We start from the raw sequence: 22,949 nt of genomic DNA, 5'->3' as shown, positions 1-22,949 counted from the left end.
GTGGTTAGGGGCGGATGCCCGACCAAATCGATGGAGGTGCCCTGCTGCATGAGCTACGTCAAATACGGAATCCGGCCCGAATTCGTCGAACGCGTCAAGCTGAAGCTGAAGAACCCGGCCGTCAAGGAGCGGATCAAGCTGCTCGTGAACGGGCTGACCAAGTACGATCTCGCCGATCGCGTCAAGGTGCGCAAGCTCGTCCGAAGCGCCGCCAGCATCCTGCAGGAGAAGCTGACGGACGCGCAGGAAGAGCAGCTCGTGCAGTTCGTGCTGGGGCAGAAGATCGATCCGAACAATACGTTTCATCTCATCAAACTATGGGGCATGTTCCGCTGAACGGGCGGAAACGGCCCGGCAGCATCCCCAAAAAAGCGGCTCCGCCTTCGGGCGGAGCCGCTTTTTTTGGTCATGACCGCTTAGGTGGACGCTTCCTTCCCGGCCATCAGGCTTCGGTCTTCGAAGCGGGTGGAGAGGACGGCCAGGGTAGAGGAGAATCCGAGAGCATGGCACGAGTCGAGGAATGCTTCCAGCGACGCGCTCGATTCGGTCACGACCTTGAAGAGGTAGTTGGATTCGCCGCTGATCCGGTAAAGGTCGACGATTTCGGGAGATGCCTCCGCGAAAGCCTCGAACTCCTTGCACGAAGCGGACTTGAACAAGACGAACGCGGTCGCGTGCTTGCCCAGCTTGGACGGCGATATCTTGGCTCCGTAGCCCGTTATCACCTCGCGCTCCTCCAGCTTTTTTATCCTTTCGGTCACAGCAGGCTGGGACATCGCGATCGTCCGGCTCATCTCCGAGACCGTGATCCTGGCGTTGTCGTGCAGAATCGATAAAATCTTGAAGTCGATCGAATCCATGCTGAACCACCTCGCTTTCATCGGGCGAGGACCTGAACTTCCGATCGAAATAAGGTTTTGGCCCCCGAACTCCGTTGATTTCATATTTCGATTGTAGAGCCGGTTCCGTAAACTGTCACTATAAACCGACGAGGGAGACGATAGGACCATGACGACAACCGAAACGAAGCCAGGCGCGCTCGAATTCACGACGGGAGACGGCGTGAGGATCGCGTACCGGTTCGAGGGAGCAGATGACAAGCCGGTGCTGCTGCTGGCCAATTCGATCGCGACCTCGATGGACATGTGGGAAGGGCAGGCTGCCCGGCTGACGGAGCATTTCCGGCTGCTGCGCTACGATTATCGGGGGCATGGCGGCTCGGATACGCCAGAAGGGCCGTATTCGCTCGACCGATTGGGAAGGGATGTCGTCGAGCTGCTCGACGCGCTGCGAATCGAGCGGGTCCATTTTCTGGGGCTGTCGCTCGGCGGCATCGTGGCGCAATGGATGGCGATCTACGCACCGGAGCGAATCGATCGGCTCGTCTTGAGCAATACCGCCTCCCATCTCGGACCGACCGAGCAATGGGAAGGCTTGATCGCCGCTGTGCTGCAGCCGGACAGCATGCCCGAGATCGCGGAGATGTTTATGAAGAACTGGTTTCCGGCGTCCATGCGCAAGTTGGACCATCCGATTGTCGAGTCGTTCCGAGCGATGGTGCTCGCCACTCGGCCGCAGGGCATTGCGGGTAGCTGGGCCGCTATCCGCGACATGGACATGCGCCGGACGGCCTCGCTCATCGATCGGCCGACGCTGGTCATCGCGGGCGAGCAGGATCCGGTGACGCTGCCCGAGCATGGAGAGCTGCTGGCCCAGACGATTCCGGGCGCCGAACTGATCGTCCTGCCCACGGCCCATCTGCCGAATGTGGAGCTGGAATCCGCCTTCCTCGAAGCGGTGACCGAATTTTTGCGCCGCTTATAAGACATGCTGATCGATCGCATCGGACATTCGGATTGGGAATCTCGGCCCCGCTGCGGTATCGTGGATAGCAACAAGCGAGAGCAGGCTGGAGGCGAGCGGCATGGCGGGGAAGGTGTGGAAGGGCGGTGTGGGGCTCGGAGGAGGCGCAACCGCGGGAAGCGTTGCGAAGCGAGGGCATGCCGGGACGGAAGCGAGAACGGACGGACGGCTGCGGATCCGGGCGAAAGCGGGAGAGGACGGACAGCTGCGGATGCGGGCGGGAGCGAGGGCGGATGGACGGCTGCGGATGCGGGCGGGAGCGGGAGAGGACGGACAGCTGCGGATGCGGACGAAGGCGAGGGCGGATGGACGGCTGCGGATGCGGGCGGGAGCGAGGGCGGATGGACGGCCGCGGAGGCGAGGAGCCGCCTGGCGCAGGCCGCGCCTGCTGCCCGGGCTGTTCCTGACCGCGCTGCTGGCCGCTGCTGGCAGGATGCTCGGCGAGCTGCCGGGACTTGGCGTGCTCGGGCCGCTCGTGCTGGCCATCCTGCTCGGCATGGCGTACCGCGAATGGCTGGGCGGCGTGCCGGACGATGCGGCCGCCGGCATCGCTTTTTCCTCCAAGCAGCTGCTGCGGCTCGGCATCGTCCTGCTCGGCATGCGCCTGAACCTCGGAGACATCGCCGCAGCCGGGCCCGGCGTGCTGGCGATCGACGCCATCCACATCGCGGTGACGATTCCTTTGGTCTGCTGGCTGGCCGGCAAGCTCGGGGCGGACCGCCGGCTCGGCCTGCTGACCGCCTGCGGCACGGCGATATGCGGCGCGGCTGCCGTCGCGGCGATCGCGCCGCAGCTGAAGGCGAAGGGCGAGGAGACGGCGGTCGCAGCCGCGACGGTCGCGATCCTCGGCACGATCTTCACGATCGCATACACGCTGCTGCAGCCGCTGCTGCCGCTCGGCTCGGCCGCTTACGGCGCGTGGGCCGGCTCCACGCTGCATGAAGTCGCCCACGCGCTGGCCGCGGCGGAGCCGTACGGCGAGGAGGCGCTGGACATGGCCGTGCTCGTGAAGCTGACGCGGGTGGCGATGCTCGTGCCGGCGGCGCTGCTCATCGGGCTGTGGACGCAGCGCCGCAAGCTGCGCCGCTCCGGCGAGCAGCAGGCTGCGGCTGCCGGCCGCGAGGGCGGCGGGCAGCGCGTGCAAGTGCCTTGGTTCATCTTCGGCTTTCTGGCGACGAGCGGCATCCATACGCTCGGCTTCGTGCCGGAGGAAGCGGCCCAAGCTTTGGTGACGGCAGCTTACCTGCTGATCGCGATGGGGATGGCGGGACTGGGGCTCGGCGTCGACTTCGCCACGTTCCGGCGGCTGGGCGGCCGCGTATTTGCCGCCGGCTTCGGCGGCTCGCTGCTGCTTTCCGCGCTCGGCTACGGCCTCGTCCGCCTGTTCGGACTGGGAGGATGACGAGGCGGGGCGAAGCGGACGGGGCGGGCTCCCGGCTGGCGGGCGGCATGCGGGCGGCGGTGCGTTTCCGGTATCTTTCTCCAGCGGACCTGCGCTATAGGCGATGGTGGGTCGGCAACGGAGCTGTACCGGCTCGTGCGCAAGCTGGGGCCGGAGCTGGAGCCGCTGGCGGGAATCGCGATGAAAAAGCGGATGCAATCTTAATCACAGTATTCATGTAGGAATATTAAATCAATCATTGACAGCTGCCGAAAAGAGCGGTAGGATGAACAAAGAAATACCAAATAAATAGCCCGGAAAACAGGGAATAGACCCGCCGGTCGAACCGGAGGTCCATGACAGCGTACAGGAGCTGTCATGGGCCTTTTGGGCTTTTCCCCGTGACGAAGGGCATCAGGAGGATGAAGAGGATGAGCGAGCAGCAGGCAGCGCAGGGTGGAGCATGGGATATTCGGCCGGTCACGCCGGCGACGGGAGCGGAGGTGAGCGGCATCGTGCTGTCGGACCGGCTCGGGGAGGAGGAGATCGCCCGGCTGCGCGAAGCGCTCGCCAAGCATAAGGTGCTGTTCTTCCGCGGCCAGGGCCATCTGGACGACGCCGCGCAGGAAGCGTTCGCCGCCCGGCTCGGACAGCCGTTCGCCCATCCGACGGTTCCTTCCAAGCAAGGGACGGGCTATATCCTCGACGTCGATTCGCAGCATGGCGGCCGGGCGGATCAGTGGCATACGGACATCACGTTCCTCGATGCGTATCCGTCGGCCTCGATCCTGCGCGCGGTCGTCGTGCCGGAAGCCGGCGGCGACACCGTATGGGCGAATACGGCCGCAGCGTACGAAAGCCTGCCGCAGGAGCTGAAGGAGCTGGCCGAACGGCTGTGGGCGGTGCACAGCAACGACTTCGACTATGCGGTCGCGGCGCAGCGCAAGGGCGTGCCGCTGGAGCAGGAGCGCGACTACCGCCAGGTGTTCGCCTCCACCGTCTACGAGACGGAGCATCCGCTCGTCCGCGTGCTGCCCGATACGGGCGAGAAGGCGCTCGTGCTCGGCAGCTTCGCCAAGCGCGTCCTGAACGTATCCGCTTCCGCATCGAGGCAGCTGCTCGACCTGTTCCAGGAGCATGTCGTGCGGCTGAACCATACGGTGCGCTGGCGCTGGGAGGAAGGCGACGTCGTCATCTGGGACAACCGGGCGACGCAGCATGTGGCGGTCAACGACTACGGCGAGCAGCGCCGCATCGTGCGCCGCGTGACGCTGGCCGGCGACGTGCCGGTCAGCGTGGAGGGCCAGCGGAGCCGTACCCGCGCGGGGACCGGCCCGCAGCCGCAGCTCGATCCCGCCAGCGCGTAGGGCGGGCTGCCGGGCGGCAAGTCGGCGGCGCGCAGCTGCGTCCGAATCCGGATCGGAACGGCAAAAAGCTCCTTGCCCGCGGACAGGCGGGCAAGGAGCTTTTTCTGCGGAGCGGGAAGGGCGGGCGAGGCTAGCTCAGCAGCGGCTCGATGCAGGCCGGGCCTTGGCTGCGCACGCTGCCGACCTCGCGCCGCACGGGATACGCCCGCATCTCCTCCGGCGGATACGGGCGGAGCAGCGGCTGCAGCCGCTGCGGATCGCGCATGCCGCGGTCGAGCCAGAGCGCCTCGTCCTCGGGGCGCAGGATGACCGGCATCCGGTCATGAATCGGGCGCATCAGCTCGTTCGGCTCCGTCGTCAGCACGGTGCAGGTGGACAGCTTCTCCCCCTCCGGCGAAATCCAGGTCTCGTACAGGCCCGCCATCGCGAACGGCTCGCCGTTCTTGAGCGTGATGCGCAGCGGCTGCTTGCCCCCGTCCCGCTGCTGCCATTCGTAAAAGCCGTCCGCCGGGATGAGGCAGCGCTTGCGCCGCAGCGGCTCGCGGAAGGCGGGCTTGGCCGCGGCGGTCTCAGAGCGGGCGTTGAGCATGCGGCTGCCGATCTTCGGATCGTCGGCCCACGGAGGGACGAGTCCCCATTTGAGCTCGCCGAGCCGGTTCTTCTCTCCGTCGTGGATGATCGCCAGCACCATCTGGGCCGGCGCGATATTGTACCTCGGCTCGTAGTCCGCCGCTCCTCCTTGGCCGATCAGGAAGCGCAGCATCAGCTCCTCGAGCGTGACGGTCAGCGTGTAGCGTCCGCACATCGTTCCCCGCTCCTTCCGTTGCTGCCGTTGCTTCCAGTATACCGCAAGCCCGTCCCGGGGTTAAGCGGCCCCTTTCCCGACTATACTTCATAACAGATCGTCGAGAGAGCGGGAGGCAGAGCGTGATGGAGGCTGGATCGGGTTCGGAAAACGGGCAAGGAAACGGTACGCAGAGCCATCCCTCTGCGCCGGGAAAAGCTGCGGAGCCGCAGCGCCATCGGCTGCTGGAGCTGCTCCTGCTGCCGGTGGCGCTGCCGGCGGCCGCCTATGCGTATGCCGCCGGCAAGCGGCGCAGCCGCAAGGCGGCCGCGGCGCTGGCGGCCGGCTCGCCGCCGCTCGCGCTGGCGGCACCCGCCGTCGCGGAGCTGCGCGCCGCGTGGCGCAAGCTGGAGCGCACCGCCGCCAAGGCCAAGGCTGCGGCCGATGGAGCCGCGACACTCCCGGCGGCAAGCGCGCCGGCGGGCGGTAAGGCCGCCGCATGGGCGGGACTGCCGAAGGCCAGTCCCGCGTGGAGCGCGGAGGCGGCCGCCGCGCTCGGCGCTCCGCCGGCGCTTCCGGCCGGACCGGCCGGCGATGCCGCGCTCGTGCAGCGGCTGCGCGCGGAGACGGCGCGGCTGAACCGCAACAACGTGACGCGGACGGAGGCGTACCGCGCGTTCTATTTGCGCCGTCCGGAGGTGCACTGGGCGCTGCTTGCGCATCTCGTCTCGCGCAACGGCGGCTGGAACATGGCCGACCTGCAGGGCGAATGGCTGCCCCGGCTGCTCGACCTGCAGAAGCGGCGCTGCACGTTCGGCATGCTGGAGCGGGCGAACGCGCTTATTTTCCACGATGCCTATCCGCAGCTGCTGCTCTACGAGGAATGCCGCCGCACGCGGCGCAACCTGCTGCATCTGCTGCCGAAGCTCGGCGTGTCCGCATTCATGCGGCCCGTCTGGCAGCAGTTCCTGCGCACCGGCGACGCGGTGCCGCTGACGGTCGGGCTGATCGTCAACGAGCAGCATTTCATCGAGGAGCGGGTCGTGCAGAATCCGTATTATCGGCGCAAGGTGCTGAACACGTTCTTCTTCGGCATGCAGTCGGTGCTGCAGCTCAACCAGGTGCTGTTCCCGTACGGCAAGGACGAGGGAGGCGACCCGCTCGTCGCCGGGCTCATCCTCGAGGACTTCTCCGACCTGCACGAGCGCATCGAGTTCGGCAAGCGGCTGTATGCGATGCTGTTCGCGGTTCCGGGCGTCGCCAAAGGCGCGCTCGCCTTCGTCAAGGCGACGCGGCATACGGGATCGAGGTCGGACTACGCGCCGGATCTGTACGCGCCGGTCCGGCATGGAGCTCCCGGCGCCTACCGCGAGCGGCTGCGCGGGGGCCGGCTGCTGCCGGGAGCAGAGCCGCTGTACAGCCCGCCGCTGTCGGCCGCGTGGTCGGACCGCCCGGTGGACGATCCCGAGCCCGGCGACTGGTTCCAAGGGCCGGAGGACGTGCTGCCGTATTTCCGGGCGCTCCCGCTGCCGGACCGATTCGAGCTGACGGCGGACTACCGCATCGCGCTCGGCAAGGTGGAGCTGGCCGTGCTCGCCGCCTCCGGCTCCGGCTTCGGGCCGAAGCCGGGCTGACGGGCTGGGACCTGACGAGCAGCTGTCCGATTGGGAGCGGCAGTTCATGCAGCAGGGCCGCTCGAAAAAGCCGAGCCTGCCAAGGGCGTCCGTACAGGCGGGCGAAGCGCGAGGCGCATCGAATAGAGCATCCTTCCGTTAAGGATGTGAACCGATGCCCGTCCGTACCCGCATCGCCAGCCTGCACCCGCCATGCCGCAGGCTGCGCGTGCAAAAGAAAGCCGCGCGCGCCAACTGGAGCTCCGGCAACTGGAGCGGCTACGCCATCGAAGGCGCGCGCGGCGCCTTTTCCAGCATCTCCGCCCGCTGGACGGTGCCGGTCGCGCGCCCGACGGCCCGCTCCACTTATTCGTCGGCATGGATCGGCATCGACGGCTATAGCAACAGCAACCTGATCCAGACAGGCACCGCCCATGACGATGTCGACGGACGCGCGGAGTATTACGCCTGGTGGGAAATCCTGCCCGCCGCGGAGACGCGCATTCCGCATCCGGTCCGCCCCGGCGACGTCATGGCCGCTCGCATCGCCCGCAAGGGCGGCAGCCGCTGGTCGATCGTGCTGCGGAACGTCACGCGCGGCTGGACGTTCCGCACCGTCCAGACGTATCGCGGCCCGCAGCGCTCGGCCGAATGGATCGTGGAGGCGCCGCAGGTGGGGGGCGACATCACGTCGTTCGCCCGCATCACGCCGCTGCCTTTCTGCCGCTGCCGCGTCGACGGCCGCAATCCCGGCCTCCGGCTGTCCCAGCGGGGCATTCTCGTGCAAGGCCGCTGCATCCGCGCGCTGCCCTCGCGTCCGAACGCGGCGGGCGACGGCTTCGTCGTGCGCAGCGTGCGGATTCGCCAGAACAAGTCTTGAGAAAAGGACGCTTGCCGCGAAAGCCGGCAGGCGTCCTTTTCGGCTTAGGAGAGTGAATCCATCCGGAACGGCTGCGGCCGGGCCGGGACGAGGGGGCCAGCAGGGCCAGGGGCGCTTGAAGCGGCTGATGCCGGGCCAACGGTCGCTTTCCGCATACAGAATGCGCTTTCATTTTCCCGTTGACAAAATTCGAGCCGCCGATTATCATCAGGGTGTGAAACGTTTAATCACCTAACCTAACGATACATGAAACCAATTTGTCCTCATCTGAGGAGGGATGTCTGCGTCAGCAGATGAAACGTTTCATCTAAAGGAGCAACCAAGCATGAGCGCCAGTCGCGTTACGATCAAAGATGTCGCCAAGCTGGCCCAAGTGTCCATCGCGACGGTGTCCAACGTCATCAACGGCACCGGACGCGTCTCGACCGAGACCCGCCGCAAGGTGGAGCGGGCGATCGGCCAGCTCGACTTCGCGCCGAGCGCTTCCGCGCGCACGCTCAAGGACAAGCAGTCCTCCCTGATCGCCGTCGTCGTCCCGCTGCTGGAGAAGGGCCGCCTGCAGGACAATCCGTTCTACTGGCATCTCGTCCGCGGCATCGAGGAGAGCGCGCGCGGGGTCAAGCTGCATGTCATCCTCATCGGCATCGGCCCGGACGAGACGTTCTCGTTCGTGCGGGAGCAGCATCTGGACGGCCTGATCTTCGTCGGGGCGTTCGCCCGGACGGAAGTCGTGGAGAGCATGCTGCGCCTCGGGGTGCCGTGCGTGTTCATGGACAGCCTCGTCGACGATCCCAGCTACTACCAGGTCGTGCTGGACGACGAGCTCGGCGGCTATATCGGCACCAAGCATCTGCTGTCGCTCGGCCACGAGCGGATCGCTCTGCTGACCGGCGTGCTGCTGGAGGGCGGCGTCAACTACTGCCGCTGGCAAGGATACCGGAGGGCGCTGGAGGAAGCGGGGGTTCCCTACCGCCCGGAGCTCGTCTACGAGGAGCCGACCTCCTCGCTCGGCGGCTACCGCGCCGCCTCGCGCATCGGGGCCAAGACCGGCGGCATCACCGCCGTGTTCGCCCTGTCCGACATGACGGCGATCGGCCTCGTCAAGGGGCTGCATGATCTCGGCATCAGCGTGCCGCGCGACATCTCCGTCGTCGGCTTCGACGATGACGAGCGGGCGCGCTATTGCATCCCCGCGCTCACCACGGTGCGGCAGGACATCGTCGAAAAAGGACGGACCGCGGTCCGCCTGCTGACGGCCCAGCTGGAGCGGGATCCGCTCGCGGAGCGGCGCGTGACGCTCGGCGTCGAGCTCGTGCCGCGCCAGAGCACGGCGCCGCCGTCCCGCTAGCCGCTGCCGCTCCCAAGCCGCCGTTTGCTGCCCGCGACATTCGAATGGATCCGAACAACGAAAGGAGGTGAGGGGGTTAACGTTCGGCTTACCGGAGCTCGCAAGGAGTTCTCGTACGACTATCCATTCTAGCGGGGAGTGTTGACGAAGTGAAAGTGTGGAAAAAATTGACGATTGCCGTACTGGCGGCCGGGGTGGCCCTGCCGGCGGGAGCGGTTCATCCGCCTAAAGCGGAAGCGCTTACAGCATCCGGGGCGCTCAGCCCGGTCACGCCGAAGGACACGGTGTACCAGATCATTACGGACCGGTTCGCGGACGGCGATACGACGAACAACAAGCCGGCCGGCTTCGATCCGACGCTGTTCGACGACGCGAACGGCGACGGACGCGGCGACGGCAACGACCTCAAGCTGTACCAAGGCGGCGACTGGAAGGGCATCATCGACAAAATTCCATACCTGAAGAACATGGGCGTCACGGCGGTATGGATCTCCGCGCCATATGCCAACCGGGATACGGCCATCAACGACTACCAGTCGGGCGGCGGCCTCAACCGCTGGACCAGCTTCCACGGCTATCACGTGCGCAATTACTTCGCGACGAACAAGCATTTCGGCCTGATGAAGGACTTCGAGGGACTGCGCGACGCGCTCCATGCCCAGGGCATGAAGCTCGTCATCGACTTCGTCACGAACCACACGAGCCGCTGGCAGAACCCGACGAGCGGCTACAGCGCCGAGGACGGCAAGCTGTACGAGCCGGACAAGAACGCCTCCGGCGCCTATCAGTTCAACGCGAACGGCGACCTGCTGGACGCGAACGGCGACGGCAAGACCGACAACCTGCTCGCCGATCCGAACAACGACGTGAACGGCTGGTTCCACGGGCTAGGCGACCGCGGCAGCGACAGCTCCCGCTACGGCTTCCGCCAAAAGGATCTCGGCTCGCTGGCCGACTTCTCGCAGGAGAACAGCGCGGTCATCGCCCACCTGGAAAAGGCCGCGACGTTCTGGAAATCCAAGGGCGTCGACGGCTTCCGGCATGACGCCACGCTGCACATGAACCCGGCCTTCACCAAAGGACTGAAGGACGCGATCGATTCCGCCGCCGGCGGCCCGATGACCCATTTCGGGGAATTCTTCATCTCGCGTCCCGATCCGAAGTACGACGAGTACCGCACGTTCCCGGACCGTACCGGCGTCAACAACCTCGACTTCGAGTATTTCCGCGCGTCGACCAACGCGTTCGGCAGCTTCTCCGAGACGATGAGCAGCTTCGGCAACATGCTGCTGACGACGAGCGCCGACTACTCGTACGAGAACCAGGCCGTGACGTTCCTCGACAACCACGACGTCACGCGCTTCCGCTACATCCAGCCGAACGACAAGCCTTACCACGCCGCGCTGGCGACGCTCATGACGAGCCGCGGCACGCCGAACATCTACTACGGCACCGAGCAGTACCTGTCGTCGGCGGACAGCAGCGACATCGCGGGCCGCGTCTTCATGGAGAAGGCGGCGACGTTCAACCAGAACTCGACCGCGTACAAGGTCATCAAGAGCCTGTCGGCGCTCCGCCAGTCCAACGAGGCGGTCGCCTACGGCACGACCTCGGTGCTGTACAGCACGAATGACGTGCTCGTCTACCAGCGCCAATTCTACGACAAGCAGGTCATCGTCGCCGTGAACCGCCAGCCGAACACGAGCTTCACCGTGCCGGCGATCAACACGACGCTGCCGGCGGGCACCTACGCCGATACGCTGGGCGGCCTGCTGTCCGGAGGCTCGGCAACCGTCACGAACGTGTCCGGCCAGAACAAGATCGGCAGCTTCACGCTCGCCGGCGGACAGGTGAGCGTCTGGTCGTACAATCCATCCCTCGGCACGACGGTGCCGCGCATCGGCGACGTCGTCTCCACGTCCGGCCGTCCGGGCAATACGGTCTACATCTACGGCACCGGCCTCGGCAGCTCTCCGGTCGTGAAGTTCGGCACGACGACAGCGACCGTCGTCAGCAGCAGCGATACGTTCATCGAAGCGGTCGTACCGGCCGTCGCTGCCGGCTCGCAGGCGATTACGGTGACCAAGGGCAGCAATGTCAGCAACTCCTTCGTGTACGACGTGCTCACCGACGACCAGGTGCAGGTCATCTTCAAGGTCAACGCGACGACTACGCCGGGACAGAACATCCATCTCGTCGGCAGCATCGCGGAGCTCGGCAGCTGGAATGCGGCCAAGTCCACCGAGGCGATGATGAATCCGAACTATCCGGTCTGGTTCCTCCCGGTCAGCGTGCCGAAGGGAGCGACGTTCCAGTTCAAGTTCGTCAAGAAGGACGCGAGCGGCAATGTCGTCTGGGAAGGCGGCTCGAACCGAACGTTCACCGCGCCGGCGTCCGGCTCGGCCGATACGGTCGTTTATACCTGGCAATAGGCTAGAGGGACAAACGATTCAAAAAAAGAGATATCATGCGTAAAACAGAGCTATAAAGCGTAAGATAGAGTAAAATAGCGTTTATAACGGTAAAACAAGCAGTGCAAACGATTTAACAAACCAGTTTTGCTGATGTATGATGGATGAGGCAATGAATGAACCGCTTTCATAACGGCGGTCAAAAGCGCAAGTTCAGGGAGAGAGAGACCCGTTCGACAAAGATGGCGCTTTTTTGCAAAATTTGCAAACGTTTGCGCATTTTCATCGAATTTCGGTCTTTCTTTCCCGGATTTTTAGGCTGGAACATACGAAAGGGGTCAGTACAACATGAAAAAGACTTATGTATGGACGATGGTCGCAGCGATGGCGCTCGTATCGGCTTGCGGCAACAACGGCGGCAATGGAGGCAACTCGGCAGAGCCTGCAGCCAGCACCGCTCCGAGCCCGGCGGCGAACGCCGATGCCGGAGGCGCGGCAGCCGAAGAGCTGCAGCCGGAGGAAGGCGCGTCCCTGCTCGTGTGGGAGAGCAAGGAGGAGCGTCCGTTCGTCGAGGCGATCGCCAAGGAGTTCACCGAGAAATACGGCGTCGAAGTGAAGTTCGAGGAGCTGGGCGCAGGCGACCAGGTCAACAAGCTGATCAACGACGGTCCGGCCGGCCTCGGCGCCGACGTCGTGCTGTTCCCGCATGACAACCTCGGCAAGGCGGTATCCGCCGGCCTCGTGCTGCCGAACGACTACTTCGAGGAAGAGACCAAAGCGGCCAGCTCCGAAATCGCGCTGAACGCCGTGACGTACGACGGCATGCTGTACGGCTACCCGCGCTCGGTCGAGACGTACGCGCTGTTCTACAACAAGAAGCTCATGCCGACGCCTCCGAAGACGTTCGAGGAGATCGAAGCGTTCGCCAAGACCTACAACGATCCGAAGGCGAACAAATACGCCCTCATGTGGGAAGTCGGCAACCTGTACTTCAACTATCCGTTCCTGTCCACCGGCGGCTACATCTACGGCGACAACGGCCAGAACAAGGACGACATCGGCCTGAACAACGAAGGCGCGGTCGAAGGCATGACCTACTACGGCTCGCTGAAGAGCAAGCTGCTGCCGCTGAACTCCGGCGACATCACGTATGACATCAAGAAAGGCCTGTTCATGAACGGCACGCTGGCGATGGACATCAACGGTCCATGGACGACGGCCGAGTACCGCAACGCGGGCATCGACTTCGGCGTCGCTCCGCTGCCGTCGATCAACGGCAAGCCGGCCTCTTCCTTCTCCGGCATCAAGGCCTGGTACGTCAACTCCTTCTCGAAGTACCCGAACGCGGCTCGCCTGTTCGCGAACTTCACGTCCACGAAGGAAGCCCAGCTCAAGAACTTCGAGATGACGGGCGCGCTGCCGGCCAACAAGGATGCGGCAAACGATCCTTCCGTACAGAGCAACGAGATCGTCAAAGGCTTCCTGGAGCAGTTCAACCAGTCGACGCCGATGCCGTCCATTCCGGAAATGGGCAACGTCTGGAGCCCGGTCGGCGCCGCTCTGTCCGACGTGTGGAACGAAGGCAAGGATGCGAAAACGGCTCTCGACAACGCCGTTCAGCAGATCAAGGACGCCAACAACGGAGCCGCTCCGAAGTAAGCGAGCGGACCGCATGAGCAAGCAAGCCCGCCGGACAGCGAAAGCTGCCGGCGGGCCCTGTTCATTGGGATGGAGTTACAGATAGACAAGGGAGGGAGCCGGCAGGATGCGCCATCGTAGCCTCGCAGCCGTGCTGTCCACGCTCTTCATGGGCCTAGGACAGCTGTACAACCGCCAATACCTCAAAGGCTTGCTTATCGCAGCCGTTGAAGCGCTGGCTATATTCACGTTTTTGCCGAATCTGGGCAAGGCCATCTGGGGCGTCTATACGCTCGGAGAAAAGACCCAAGGTTTCGAGAAAGTCGGGAAAGTCACGGTCCGCGTCGAAGGGGACCACTCGATCTACCTGCTCATCAGCGGACTGATTACGCTGTTTCTGTTCGCCATTTTCCTCGCTATCTACATCATGAATATCCGCGACGCCTACCGGACCGGAGCTGCCCGCGACGCGGGAAAGAAGCCGGCTTCGTTCAAGGAGACGTTCGCTTATGTAACGGATAAGAAGTTCCCGCATCTCATGCTGTCGATCCCGGCGGCGGGAGTGCTGTTCCTGACGATCATGCCGATCGTGTTCATGATCATGCTGGCGTTCACGAACTACGCCTCGCCGAACCACATTCCGCCGAAGTCGCTCGTCGACTGGGTCGGCTTCGGCACGTTCGCCAACCTGCTCACGCTCAAGACGTGGAGCGGCACGTTCGTCGGCGTCTTCACCTGGACGATCATCTGGGCCGTCATCGCGACGGTCACGACATACTTCGGCGGCATCCTCGTGGCGCTGCTGATCGAGTCCAAGGGCGTGCGCTTCAAGAAGATGTGGCGCACGATCTTCATCCTGCCCTATGCGATTCCGCAGCTCATCTCGCTGCTCGCCATGCGCAACCTGTTCAACGGCCAATTCGGACCGATCAACCAGTACCTCGGCTACTTCGGCCTCGGCAAGCTGCCGTGGCTGACCGATCCGTTCTGGGCCAAGGTGACGGTCATCATCGTCAACATGTGGATCGGCATCCCGGTCACGATGGTGCTCATTCTCGGCATCCTGACGGCGATTCCGAAGGATATGTACGAGGCGGCCGACGTGGACGGCGCGACCGGCTTCCAAAAGTTCCGCATCATCACGATGCCGTTCATCCTGTTCTCGACCGCGCCGATCCTGATTACGGCGTTCGCGGGCAACATCAACAACTTCAACGTCATCTTCCTGCTCACCAACGGCGATCCGGTCAACGGCAACTACCAGTACGCCGGCAGCACCGACCTGCTCGTCACCTGGCTGTATAAGCTGACGCTCAACAACAGCCAGTTCAACATGGCCTCGGCCATCGGCATCATCATATTCCTGATCGTGGCGTCCTTCTCCATCTGGAACTACAGGCGCACGCGGTCGTTCAAAGAGGAGGACATGATTCAATGAGAACGCGCTCGACGATCTTTCTCGTGCTCAAGTACGTCCTGCTGGTCGCGATCGCGATCACGGCGATCTATCCGGCGCTCTGGATCTTCCTCTCCTCGCTGCGGCCCGGCACGTCGCTGTACAGCGAAACCCTGATCCCGGATGCGTTCACGCTCGCGCATTACAAGGAGCTGTTCAACAACCCGAGCTTCCAATACGGCCGCTGGTACCTGAACACGCTCAAAATCGCGACGCTGACGATGATCTTCTCCACGATCCTCATCACGCTGAGCATGTACGCCCTGTCCCGCTTCCGCTTCCGCGGCCGCAAGAACATGCTCACGACGATGCTCGTGCTCGGCATGTTCCCGGGCTTCATGAGCATGATCGCGATCTTCATCTTCCTGCTGCAGCTCAACCTGCTCGACACGCATGCGGCGCTCATCCTCGTCTACTCGGCGGGCTCGGTGCTCGGCGGCTTCGTCGTCAAGGGCTTCTACGACACGATTCCGCGCAGCCTCGACGAGGCGGCCCGCATCGACGGCGCGACGCACCTGCAGGTATTCATGAAAATCATGCTGCCGCTGTCCAAGCCGATGCTGACGTACGTCGCGCTGACGACGTTCACCGGCGCGTGGGTGGACTTCATCTTCGCCCGCCTCGTGCTGCGCACGAAGGAGAACTGGACGCTCGCCGTGGGCATGTGGGATCTCGTCAACTCCTACCAGAACAGCAACTTCACGCTGTTCGCCGCCGGCGCGGTGCTGATCGCCGTGCCGATCACGCTGCTGTTCTTCTTCCTGCAGCGCTTCCTCGTGCAGGGCATGATGTCCGGCGCGTCCAAGGGCTGATCCGGCTGGCCGGATTGGGTGGTGAACGCGGCAAGGGGCCGCCTCCGGGAACCGTATCGACGGACCCGGGGGCGACCCCTTCTTCTTGTTCTTGGCCGCCGGCCGCTCCTTCGGGAGGGCCGGCGGCTTTTTGGCTTTTCGCCTTGGAGCGCAGGGTGGGGGCGGGAGCGGAGAGGATCGCGCCCGTTCCCGCGCCTCCGGCGAGCTCCGTTCCGGCCGCGCAGGGCGGGACGGCTCAGCTCAGCCTTCGGCCTCGTCCAGCAGCGCCTTCAGCGCCCGCATCCCCGCGCGGATCTCCTCCGGCTCGAGATGGCCGTAGCCGAACAGCAGCTTGCTCTCGTGGCGGCCCTTCTGCAGGCAATGCTGCTCGAGCGGAGCGATGCGGATGCCGCGCAGCAGCGCGAGCTCGCGGAACGTCTCGCCGAAGCGGCGTCCTGGAAACTCGACGGCCAGATGCAGCCCCGCCGCGTCGCCCCAGCAGCGCCAGCGATCCCCGAACTGCTCCGCCAGCGCGTCCAGCAGCGCCTGCCGGCGCTCGCGGTACAGGCGCCGCATGCGGGCGACGTGGCGGTCGAGCTTGCGGGCGGCGAGGAACTCGGCGAGCACCGCCTGATCGAACGCGGGGTTCTGGACGTCGGCATGATGGCGGGCGTACGTCCAGCGGCTTTGGAGCGCGCGCGGCACGATCGCGTAGCCGATGCGCAGGGCGGGGAAGAGGGCTTTGCTGAACGTGCCGATGTAGACGACCCTTTCCGCGTCCATCGCGGCCAGCGGCGTCGCCGGATCGCCGCAGTAGCGGAACTCGCTGTCGTAGTCGTCCTCCAGGATGTAGCTGCCGTTCTCGCGTGCGAAGCGCAGCAGCTCCGCCCGCCGTCCGGCGGGCAGGATGCCGCCGAGCGGGAACTGGTGGGACGGCGTCACGTATATCGGACTGCCTGGGCGCCCCGCCAGCCTCGACGTGACCATGCCGTGCTCGTCCACAGGGATGCGCTTGGCGGCATAGCCCTTGTCCATGAACACGCGGATCATCTCCGCATGGCACGGATCCTCGGTGATGAGGTCGAGCCCCGGCTCGTACAGCAGGTCGGCGGCCAGATGCAGCGCGTGCGTCGCCCCCGCCGTGATGAACAGGTCGGCCGGATCGACCGGCAGCCCCTTGCTGCGCAGCAGCCAGGCGGCGATCTCCTCGCGCAGCCGGGGCAGCCCTTGCGGGCCGGTATAGCCGAGCCACTGCTCCGGCATGTCGCGCATCGCCTTGGCGGCCAGCTGCTGCCACAAGTAGCGCGGGAACGCCCGCAGCTCCGGCTGTCCCGTGCAGAAGTCCGCCCGCAGCCGCGCGGGCGGAGGATCGGGCGGACGGGGCGCGGCCGCGGCGGGAGGGTCCAGCCGCACGCCGTCGGCGATCCGCGTCGGCGCTCCCTGGCGGCTGACCGCGTAGCCCTCCGCCAGCAGCATCTCGAACGCCTCGTTCACCGTGTTGCGCGAGACGCCCAGCGCCTCCGCGAGACGCCGCGTCGACGGCAGCTCCTCGCCGGCGGCGAGCGCGCCCGACCAGATCCGCTCCCGCAGCGCGGCGAACAGCTGGCGCTTCATCGGCACGTCGCCGTCCCGGTCCAGATGGATTCCCCACATCGCTTGCATGCCTCCATTTCCGCTCTCTTCACTGGTCCGGTCGATGCCGGGCCCGACTGGCTCTTCCATCATACCAGCTCCAGGACTAAGATGGCATAAAAAGGAGGAGAAGCGCATGGATTCATCATCAAGAGCCGGCATGCTGCTGCTGCTCGCCTCGTTCAGCATGGCCGGCAGCTCCGTCATCGCGGCGGCGCTGCTCGGCGGGCATCTGCAGCCGTTCACGCTGACGGCGGCGAGCCTGCTGCTGTCGCTGCTTTGCCTGCTGCCTTTCCTCGGGCGCGGCTCGGTCGCCTCGCTGCGCCGCCTGTCGCGAGCGCAGTGGCTGCAGCTCGCCGGGCAGGCGCTGTTCGGCGTCGTGCTGTTCCGCGTCTGCCTGCAGCTGGGGCTGGAGAGGACGAGCTCGGCCGAGGCGGGCGTCATGATCGGCGGGACGCCCGCGCTGACGGTCGGGATCGCCTGGCTGCTGCTGCGCGAGCGCAGCGGGCCGGCGCGTCTGGCCGGCGTGCTGGCGACCGTGCTCGGCGTCATGCTCATCCAGGGAGCGGCGGGAGGAGCTCCGCTGTCGCAGGCGCATCTGGCGGGCAACCTGCTGGTGCTGGCGGCGGCCGCCAACGAAGCGCTGTTCAGCGTGCTGTCGCGCTGGACGGCGGCCGGCAAGGCCGGCGGTCGCAAGGCGGGCGGCTCGGCGGAGCGGTCCGGTATGGAGGCGGGCGGCAGCGGGGCCGCAGGCGAGCCGTCCGGGGCGGCGGCGCAGCCGGCCGATGGCGCGGAGGCGCCGCTGCGTCCGGCGCTCCAGACGACGCTGGTCGCCGGCATGGCGCTGCTGCTCAGCCTGCCGCTCGCTGCCTTCGAGCGTCCGCTCGGAGCGCTCGCCGCGCTTGGCGCGACCGAGTGGGCGGCGCTCGTCTGGTATGGTCCGGTCGTGACGGCGGCGGCGTTCGGATTGTGGTACGCCGGCATCAAGCGCTGTCCGGCATCGACGGCGGCGGCCTGCTCCGGCATGATGCCGTTCAGCGCGCTGCTGCTGTCGGTGCTCGTGCTCGGCGAGCATGCCGGCTGGACGCAGTGGAGCGGCGGCCTGCTCGTCATGCTCGGCATGGCGCTGATCGGCCGCGCCTCCGGCCGGGCCGGCCGGAGGCCCCGAGAGGCGGCGCCTCTCGCGGGGGGAGAGAAGCTGCGGGCATGACCGTTCGGCGGGCCGAGGACGGGGTGTACAAAGGAAGGGGAAAGGGATAGACTGGAAAAAACGGAAGGGCGGACGGGCAAGGCGGAGCCGGGCCCGTCCGCTATCGCAGGAGAGGTTTGCCGCGCCGAAGCGGCCGAAAAAGGAGCGTGGAGCATGCGGCCTTATCGTCCGGGAGACGGCACGCTGGAGCAGGAGCCGTTCGCCCGTCAGGAGACGGCATTCAATTTGATCCATGCCATCAGTGCCGTGCCGGAGTCGAGGCGGCTGCGCTCGGCCGACGGGCGGCTCGTCTTCGCCCAGTCGCCGGGCCGAAACGGCTGGCTCTGGCTGTCGCCGGAGCTCGGGCCGCAGGAGCGGGAGCGCCGGCTGGACGAGCTGGACGAAGCGCTGGCGGACGCGCTTCTGCCCGGCGTGTCCGGCTCGCCGGACGAGGCGGAGCGCTTCGCGGCGCGGCATGGCGCGCGCACGGGCAGGCGGCCGCGGGTCAGCATGGTCATGGAAGCCTATGAGGCTCCCGCGCTGCGCCCGCCGTCCGGCGTCTCCGGGCGGATGCGCCTGTTCCGCGCGGACGAGCGCGAGCTCGCGGCGGAATTCCTCGCCGGCATGGTCCGCGACGTATACGGCGAGCCGGCCGACGCCGCCGGCCAGCTGGCCACGGCCGACACGCTCATCCGGGCGGACAAGCTCTACGCATGGGAGGACGGCGTCGAGCCGTCCGCGATGGCGGGCTACGGCGGCGCATCGCCTCGGCACGGGCGCATCAACGCCGTGTACACGCCCCCGGAGCGCAGGCGCCGGGGCTACGGCGGCGCGCTCGTCGCCGCCGTAGCCGGCCGCATCGCCGCCCAAGGCCTCGTGCCGATGCTGTACGCGGACCTCGCCTATCCCGACTCCAACCGCGTCTATCGCCGCCTCGGCTTCGAGCCGGCGGGCGTCATCGCGGACATCAAGCTGGATTGACCCGGCAAGCAGCCGACAAATCGCCCAGACGGCGCAAGCCTCGGCCGGCTCGGACCCTGCGGGGGCCGCACTCTCTGAGGCGCGTTCTCCTCCTGTCGGATCGCCGCTGCTCAGCCCGGAAGCCTCTTCGGAGGCCTCCGGGCTGTTCGGCGTGAGCTTCCTTATTTTCCCCCTTGCATAGGGAACATACATTCGGTATATAATACGTCTAGAGCAAGACGCGAACATACATTCGTTTCAGCCATCAGCAGGGAATGCGGCCCGCTCTCCGCAGGGTCCGTTCCCTAGAGAGCAGGAGGTGTGCCCGGTGGAGAGAGTGATCCTGCTGGCGGACTGCCAGTCGTTCTATGCTTCGGCGGAAAAGGCGGCGCATCCCGAATATCACGACAAGCCCGTGGCCGTCGGCGACCCGTCGCGGATGAACGGCATCGTGCTGGCGGCGTGCCCGCTCGCCAAGGCGCGCGGCGTGACGACGGCCTCGCGGGTCGGAGAGGCGCTGGCGCTCTGTCCGGAGCTCGTCGTCATCCGGCCGAGGATGCAGCGCTACATCGAGGTGTCGCTGTTCATCACGCAGATTTTCGAGACGTACACGGATCAGGTCGAGCCCTACAGCATCGACGAGCAGTTCCTCGACGTGACGGGATCGGCGGCGTACTACGGCGGAGCGAGGCGGACGGCGCTCGACATCCAGAACCACATCCAGCTGTCGACGGGCATCTGGTCCCGGGTCGGAATCGGGCCGACCAAGATCCTGGCCAAGATGGCCACCGACAACTATGCCAAGAAAAGCCCGGAGGGCGTGTTCGAGCTGAGCCGCGAGACGCTGGATTCGACGCTGTGGACGCTTCCGGTGCACCAGATGTTCATGGTCGCCTCGCGGATGACCCGCCATTTCAACCGGATGGGGCTCCAGACGATCGGCGACATCGCGCGGCTGGAGTTCCCGGAGTTCAAGCGGCGGATGCGGCTCGAGATGGGGCGGCAAAGCGACATCCAGGCCGGCTACTACTGGCAGACGGCGCGCGGCATCGATCCGAGCCCGGTCGTCTCCGGCATCCGCCATCCGCTCAAGTCCGTCGGCCACGGCAAGGCGCTGCGCTGGCGCATGTACCGCTGCCTGGCGGACATCGAGGTCGTGCTGCTCGAGCTGGTCGTCGAGGTGTGCCAGCGCATGCGGCGGCACGGCTGCATGGGATCGGTCGTATCGGTGTCCGCGATGGAGACCGACGGCGAGCGCACGGGCGGCTTCAGCCGCCAGCTGACGCTGAGGCAGCCGACCTCGCTGACGCATGAGGTCGCCGCCGCGGTGCGGGAGCTGTTCACGCGCCACTGGAGCGGGCTGCCGGTCGGCCGGCTGAGCGTGACCGTCTCGGGGCTGGCGGACGACAGCGTCATGCAACTGACGCTGTTCGAGGATCGGGACCGCGCTTACCGCAAGGAAAAGACGATCGACCGCATCAAGGAGCGGTTCGGCTCGGACGCCATCATGCGGGCGTCGTCGCTGCTGGAGGCGGGAGTGGCGCGCGAGCGCGCCGAACAAATTGGGGGGCATTACCGATGAGCAAGCTGGACGGAAACGAGCGCTGGAAATCCAAGATGCTGCTGACCGAGCATGTGGAGCAGTACGACCGGGATCATGCGCAGGCGCAGGCCAAGGTGACGACGGCCGAGGAGCGCGTCATGATCCGCGACTTCATCCTGCTTCCGCACATGGCCGTCATGGTCGAGAAGAGCCTCGCCGAGCTCGAGCATTCCGGCAACGTGCTGCGGCGGCTGTACGTCGCCGCCGGACAGCTCGTGCTGAACCGGATCATGCAGGACCAGTACGCCCTGCGGCGCGAGCTCAAGGCCCGCAACATCCGCATCGTCGCCGAGGAGCAGTCGTCCTCCATCGTCCACCACCGCTACTACTGCCGGGGCTACGAGGAGCATTTCGGCATGACCCGCGAGGTGATGCGCTCCGAGATCAGCTGGCGCATGACCCGCTATGCCGCGGAGCTGACGGAGCGGATGAAGGGAGAGAAGGGGGAGAAGAAGTGAGCCGGCCGCGCGGCCGGCAGGAGCCGAATCAAGAGCCCATGACTTTTTTGAATCGGACCGTCAGATACACCGCTCTTATGAACAGATCCAGGGCAATCGACAACCAGACCCCGGCGATCCCCATTCCCCATTGGAAGCATAAGACATAGACGCCCAGCACCCGAATGAACCACATGCCGATTGCCGTGCTGTACATGGGGCTCTTTGTATCCCCGATTCCTTGCAGAGCCCCCGCCAGAACGAGGCTTACGGCCAGAAAAGGCTGTGCGAAAGCATCGATGCGCAGCGCGACGGTAATCATGTCCACTATGGATTGGTCCTGCGTGAACCACTGTGCGGCAAAGGGAGAGAAAATAAACATCAGCAGCCCGACAAACGACATGAAGACGACGGCGATTCCCGTCGTAAGCCAGCCGTACTGGTACGCATCCTTGATGCGGTTCGCTCCGAACTGCTGTCCGACTAGGGTCGTGGCGGCGATGGCGAGTCCGTATCCCGGCATATACGAGAAGATTTCAATATTTCCGGCAATGACATGCGCCGCATACACATCCGTACCGATTTTTATTATCAGGCCGAAATAAAGGACCTGCCCGAAACGCATGATGAGCCGTTCCGCCGCCGCGGGGCCCGAAAGCTTCAAGAGAGGCAGGATGGACCCATCCGTCGCCTCTTTTCGGAAAGAGAACGAGAGCTTGGATTTTCGAATGTAAAGGAACAGCATGACCGTTCCAAGGATGCGCACGAGGGTCGTGGCCCATGCTGCGCCGGCAATTCCCCATCCGGCGATGCCCGCAATGCCGAAGATCAGGACATAGTCCAGCACGATATGGACGAGATTGATCCATAGTCCTACTTTCATCGGTGTCTTGGTATCACCCGAAGCGCGCAGAATGCTGCCGAAAACAGTCATCAAAGACAGGAAGATGGCGGGGCCGGCGACAATGCGGAAGTAAATCACCCCTTCTCTTACGACAGCATCGTCAGCGCCCATCAAGCGAAGCAACGGCTCGGCGAAGATCAGCGTAGCCAAGCCGAACACAAGACCGACAACGGCGGCCATCCAGGTCGATTGGCGGGCAATGGACTTGGCTCGGCTCCAATCTCCCGCCCCGATGCTCCGTGCGATCAGGGAAGAAGTGCCGACGCTCAAGGCCATGAAAATGGCGATGTATACGGCAACGATGGCATTGGTGACTCCGACGGCAGCGACCTCGTTGATGCCGAGCTTCGCCACGAACAACGTATCGACGAACCCGACAATCGTCTGCAGGAAATTCTCGACCATGGCGGGGATCGCTAAGGCGAGAATAATTTTTATTTTTTGTTTGGGCCGAGCGTCTTGGGTCGATAAAGCTGTCGTCATGGGAACGCCTCCGATGGCGGGCCGGCAAAAAAAGAGTCCGAATCTCTTCTTTGACTTGCCTGCAGGGTAGAATATAAAATGAATTATATCCCCCCAGGGGGGATCTTGCAATATACGCCGCTCATGCGCTGGGTTTGGACGGGAACAGTTCAAGCGTTCCGACTGCCTTGCTTCTTGCGGCTTGTCTTGGGATACTTAGAGGAGCATTT

General features: G+C 65.1%; 19 protein-coding genes. 15 read left to right on the top strand and 4 right to left on the bottom strand.

The features are described from left to right. Positions 1–48: 48 nt before the first annotated feature. The gene (locus HGI30_RS12865; RefSeq protein WP_168907924.1) at positions 49–336 is read left to right on the top strand and encodes a stage VI sporulation protein F; all 288 of its coding nucleotides are present in this window, start codon (positions 49–51) and stop codon (positions 334–336) included. Positions 337–416: 80 nt separating this feature from the next. On the opposite strand, the gene HGI30_RS12860 is transcribed toward HGI30_RS12865, so the two are convergent. Then, positions 417–860 carry an Lrp/AsnC family transcriptional regulator gene (locus HGI30_RS12860; protein ID WP_168907923.1) on the bottom strand — a complete coding sequence of 148 codons (444 nt, stop codon included), beginning with the start codon at positions 858–860 and terminating at the stop codon, positions 417–419. A 148-nt stretch (positions 861–1,008) separates the two neighbouring features. Between HGI30_RS12860 and pcaD the strand changes: the two genes are divergently transcribed. From pcaD to HGI30_RS12845, 3 genes are all read left to right on the top strand, one after another. Further along, positions 1,009–1,824 carry a 3-oxoadipate enol-lactonase gene (gene pcaD, locus HGI30_RS12855; RefSeq protein ID WP_168907922.1) on the top strand — a complete coding sequence of 272 codons (816 nt, stop codon included), beginning with the start codon at positions 1,009–1,011 and terminating at the stop codon, positions 1,822–1,824. A gap of 358 nt (positions 1,825–2,182) precedes the next feature. Continuing rightward, positions 2,183–3,265, top strand: a complete 1,083-nt coding sequence (locus tag HGI30_RS12850; RefSeq protein WP_168909870.1) for a YeiH family protein — start codon at positions 2,183–2,185, stop codon at positions 3,263–3,265. A gap of 410 nt (positions 3,266–3,675) precedes the next feature. Then, positions 3,676–4,611 (top strand): TauD/TfdA dioxygenase family protein, encoded by a 936-nt coding sequence (locus HGI30_RS12845; protein ID WP_168907921.1) that lies wholly within the window; start codon positions 3,676–3,678, stop codon positions 4,609–4,611. A 130-nt stretch (positions 4,612–4,741) separates the two neighbouring features. Here HGI30_RS12845 and HGI30_RS12840 read toward each other — a convergent pair whose 3' ends face one another. Further along, positions 4,742–5,416, bottom strand: a complete 675-nt coding sequence (locus HGI30_RS12840) for an SOS response-associated peptidase (protein ID WP_168907920.1) — start codon at positions 5,414–5,416, stop codon at positions 4,742–4,744. 125 nt (positions 5,417–5,541) lie between these two features. Between HGI30_RS12840 and HGI30_RS12835 the strand changes: the two genes are divergently transcribed. The 7 genes from HGI30_RS12835 to HGI30_RS12805 all read left to right on the top strand — a co-directional run bounded on the left by HGI30_RS12835 (position 5,542) and on the right by HGI30_RS12805 (position 15,553). Then, the gene (locus HGI30_RS12835) at positions 5,542–7,029 is read left to right on the top strand and encodes a DUF2515 family protein (RefSeq protein ID WP_168907919.1); all 1,488 of its coding nucleotides are present in this window, start codon (positions 5,542–5,544) and stop codon (positions 7,027–7,029) included. A gap of 154 nt (positions 7,030–7,183) precedes the next feature. After that, the gene (locus tag HGI30_RS12830; RefSeq protein WP_168907918.1) at positions 7,184–7,888 is read left to right on the top strand and encodes a G1 family glutamic endopeptidase; all 705 of its coding nucleotides are present in this window, start codon (positions 7,184–7,186) and stop codon (positions 7,886–7,888) included. Between the two features lie 325 nt (positions 7,889–8,213). Beyond that, entirely contained in the window at positions 8,214–9,236 is a 1,023-nt protein-coding gene (locus tag HGI30_RS12825) for a LacI family DNA-binding transcriptional regulator (RefSeq protein WP_168907917.1), read from the top strand. A gap of 149 nt (positions 9,237–9,385) precedes the next feature. After that, a complete protein-coding gene (locus tag HGI30_RS12820; protein WP_168907916.1) occupies positions 9,386–11,668 on the top strand; it encodes an alpha-amylase family glycosyl hydrolase in 2,283 nt (760 codons plus the stop codon). 327 nt (positions 11,669–11,995) lie between these two features. After that, on the top strand, positions 11,996–13,306 hold the full coding sequence (locus tag HGI30_RS12815) for a sugar ABC transporter substrate-binding protein (RefSeq protein ID WP_168907915.1): 1,311 nt from the start codon (positions 11,996–11,998) through the stop codon (positions 13,304–13,306). Between the two features lie 106 nt (positions 13,307–13,412). Beyond that, on the top strand, positions 13,413–14,723 hold the full coding sequence (locus HGI30_RS12810) for a carbohydrate ABC transporter permease (RefSeq protein WP_168907914.1): 1,311 nt from the start codon (positions 13,413–13,415) through the stop codon (positions 14,721–14,723). Then, positions 14,720–15,553, top strand: a complete 834-nt coding sequence (locus HGI30_RS12805; RefSeq protein WP_168907913.1) for a sugar ABC transporter permease — start codon at positions 14,720–14,722, stop codon at positions 15,551–15,553. Before HGI30_RS12810 ends, HGI30_RS12805 begins: the two co-directional genes overlap by 4 nt. A gap of 240 nt (positions 15,554–15,793) precedes the next feature. Here the strand turns inward: HGI30_RS12805 and pdxR are convergent, their stop codons facing one another. Further along, on the bottom strand, positions 15,794–17,185 hold the full coding sequence (gene pdxR, locus HGI30_RS12800; RefSeq protein ID WP_168907912.1) for a MocR-like pyridoxine biosynthesis transcription factor PdxR: 1,392 nt from the start codon (positions 17,183–17,185) through the stop codon (positions 15,794–15,796). 115 nt (positions 17,186–17,300) lie between these two features. Between pdxR and HGI30_RS12795 the strand changes: the two genes are divergently transcribed. The 4 genes from HGI30_RS12795 to HGI30_RS12780 all read left to right on the top strand — a co-directional run bounded on the left by HGI30_RS12795 (position 17,301) and on the right by HGI30_RS12780 (position 21,374). Then, complete coding sequence (locus tag HGI30_RS12795) at positions 17,301–18,374, top strand: DMT family transporter (protein ID WP_168907911.1); 1,074 nt, start codon at positions 17,301–17,303, stop codon at positions 18,372–18,374. Positions 18,375–18,527: 153 nt separating this feature from the next. Next, positions 18,528–19,334, top strand: coding sequence for a GNAT family N-acetyltransferase (locus tag HGI30_RS12790; protein WP_168907910.1), 807 nt, complete (start codon positions 18,528–18,530; stop codon positions 19,332–19,334). A 307-nt stretch (positions 19,335–19,641) separates the two neighbouring features. Beyond that, a complete protein-coding gene (locus HGI30_RS12785) occupies positions 19,642–20,895 on the top strand; it encodes a DNA polymerase IV (protein WP_168907909.1) in 1,254 nt (417 codons plus the stop codon). Beyond that, positions 20,892–21,374 carry a YhjD family protein gene (locus tag HGI30_RS12780; protein ID WP_168907908.1) on the top strand — a complete coding sequence of 161 codons (483 nt, stop codon included), beginning with the start codon at positions 20,892–20,894 and terminating at the stop codon, positions 21,372–21,374. Before HGI30_RS12785 ends, HGI30_RS12780 begins: the two co-directional genes overlap by 4 nt. 28 nt (positions 21,375–21,402) lie before the next feature. On the opposite strand, the gene HGI30_RS12775 is transcribed toward HGI30_RS12780, so the two are convergent. Then, entirely contained in the window at positions 21,403–22,740 is a 1,338-nt protein-coding gene (locus tag HGI30_RS12775; RefSeq protein ID WP_168907907.1) for an MATE family efflux transporter, read from the bottom strand. Positions 22,741–22,949: the final 209 nt, after the last annotated feature.

The organism is Paenibacillus albicereus (assembly GCF_012676905.1).
In the GTDB taxonomy this organism is placed as follows: domain Bacteria; phylum Bacillota; class Bacilli; order Paenibacillales; family Paenibacillaceae; genus Paenibacillus_O; species Paenibacillus_O albicereus.
Note: the sequence above shows the minus strand (reverse complement) of the source record. Positions and strands in the feature narration are given on the sequence as shown.

Coding starts and splice junctions, on each gene's coding strand:
- HGI30_RS12805 (WP_168907913.1), top strand. CDS start 14,720: ATGAGAACGCGCTCGACGATCTTTCTCGTGCTCAAGTACGTCCTGCTG.
- pdxR (WP_168907912.1), bottom strand. CDS start 17,185: ATGTGGGGAATCCATCTGGACCGGGACGGCGACGTGCCGATGAAGCGC.
- HGI30_RS12865 (WP_168907924.1), top strand. CDS start 49: ATGAGCTACGTCAAATACGGAATCCGGCCCGAATTCGTCGAACGCGTC.
- HGI30_RS12860 (WP_168907923.1), bottom strand. CDS start 860: ATGGATTCGATCGACTTCAAGATTTTATCGATTCTGCACGACAACGCC.
- HGI30_RS12845 (WP_168907921.1), top strand. CDS start 3,676: ATGAGCGAGCAGCAGGCAGCGCAGGGTGGAGCATGGGATATTCGGCCG.
- HGI30_RS12795 (WP_168907911.1), top strand. CDS start 17,301: ATGGATTCATCATCAAGAGCCGGCATGCTGCTGCTGCTCGCCTCGTTC.
- HGI30_RS12780 (WP_168907908.1), top strand. CDS start 20,892: ATGAGCAAGCTGGACGGAAACGAGCGCTGGAAATCCAAGATGCTGCTG.
- HGI30_RS12815 (WP_168907915.1), top strand. CDS start 11,996: ATGAAAAAGACTTATGTATGGACGATGGTCGCAGCGATGGCGCTCGTA.
- HGI30_RS12775 (WP_168907907.1), bottom strand. CDS start 22,740: ATGACGACAGCTTTATCGACCCAAGACGCTCGGCCCAAACAAAAAATA.
- HGI30_RS12790 (WP_168907910.1), top strand. CDS start 18,528: ATGCGGCCTTATCGTCCGGGAGACGGCACGCTGGAGCAGGAGCCGTTC.
- HGI30_RS12835 (WP_168907919.1), top strand. CDS start 5,542: ATGGAGGCTGGATCGGGTTCGGAAAACGGGCAAGGAAACGGTACGCAG.
- HGI30_RS12830 (WP_168907918.1), top strand. CDS start 7,184: ATGCCCGTCCGTACCCGCATCGCCAGCCTGCACCCGCCATGCCGCAGG.
- pcaD (WP_168907922.1), top strand. CDS start 1,009: ATGACGACAACCGAAACGAAGCCAGGCGCGCTCGAATTCACGACGGGA.
- HGI30_RS12840 (WP_168907920.1), bottom strand. CDS start 5,416: ATGTGCGGACGCTACACGCTGACCGTCACGCTCGAGGAGCTGATGCTG.
- HGI30_RS12825 (WP_168907917.1), top strand. CDS start 8,214: ATGAGCGCCAGTCGCGTTACGATCAAAGATGTCGCCAAGCTGGCCCAA.
- HGI30_RS12810 (WP_168907914.1), top strand. CDS start 13,413: ATGCGCCATCGTAGCCTCGCAGCCGTGCTGTCCACGCTCTTCATGGGC.
- HGI30_RS12850 (WP_168909870.1), top strand. CDS start 2,183: ATGCGGGCGGGAGCGAGGGCGGATGGACGGCCGCGGAGGCGAGGAGCC.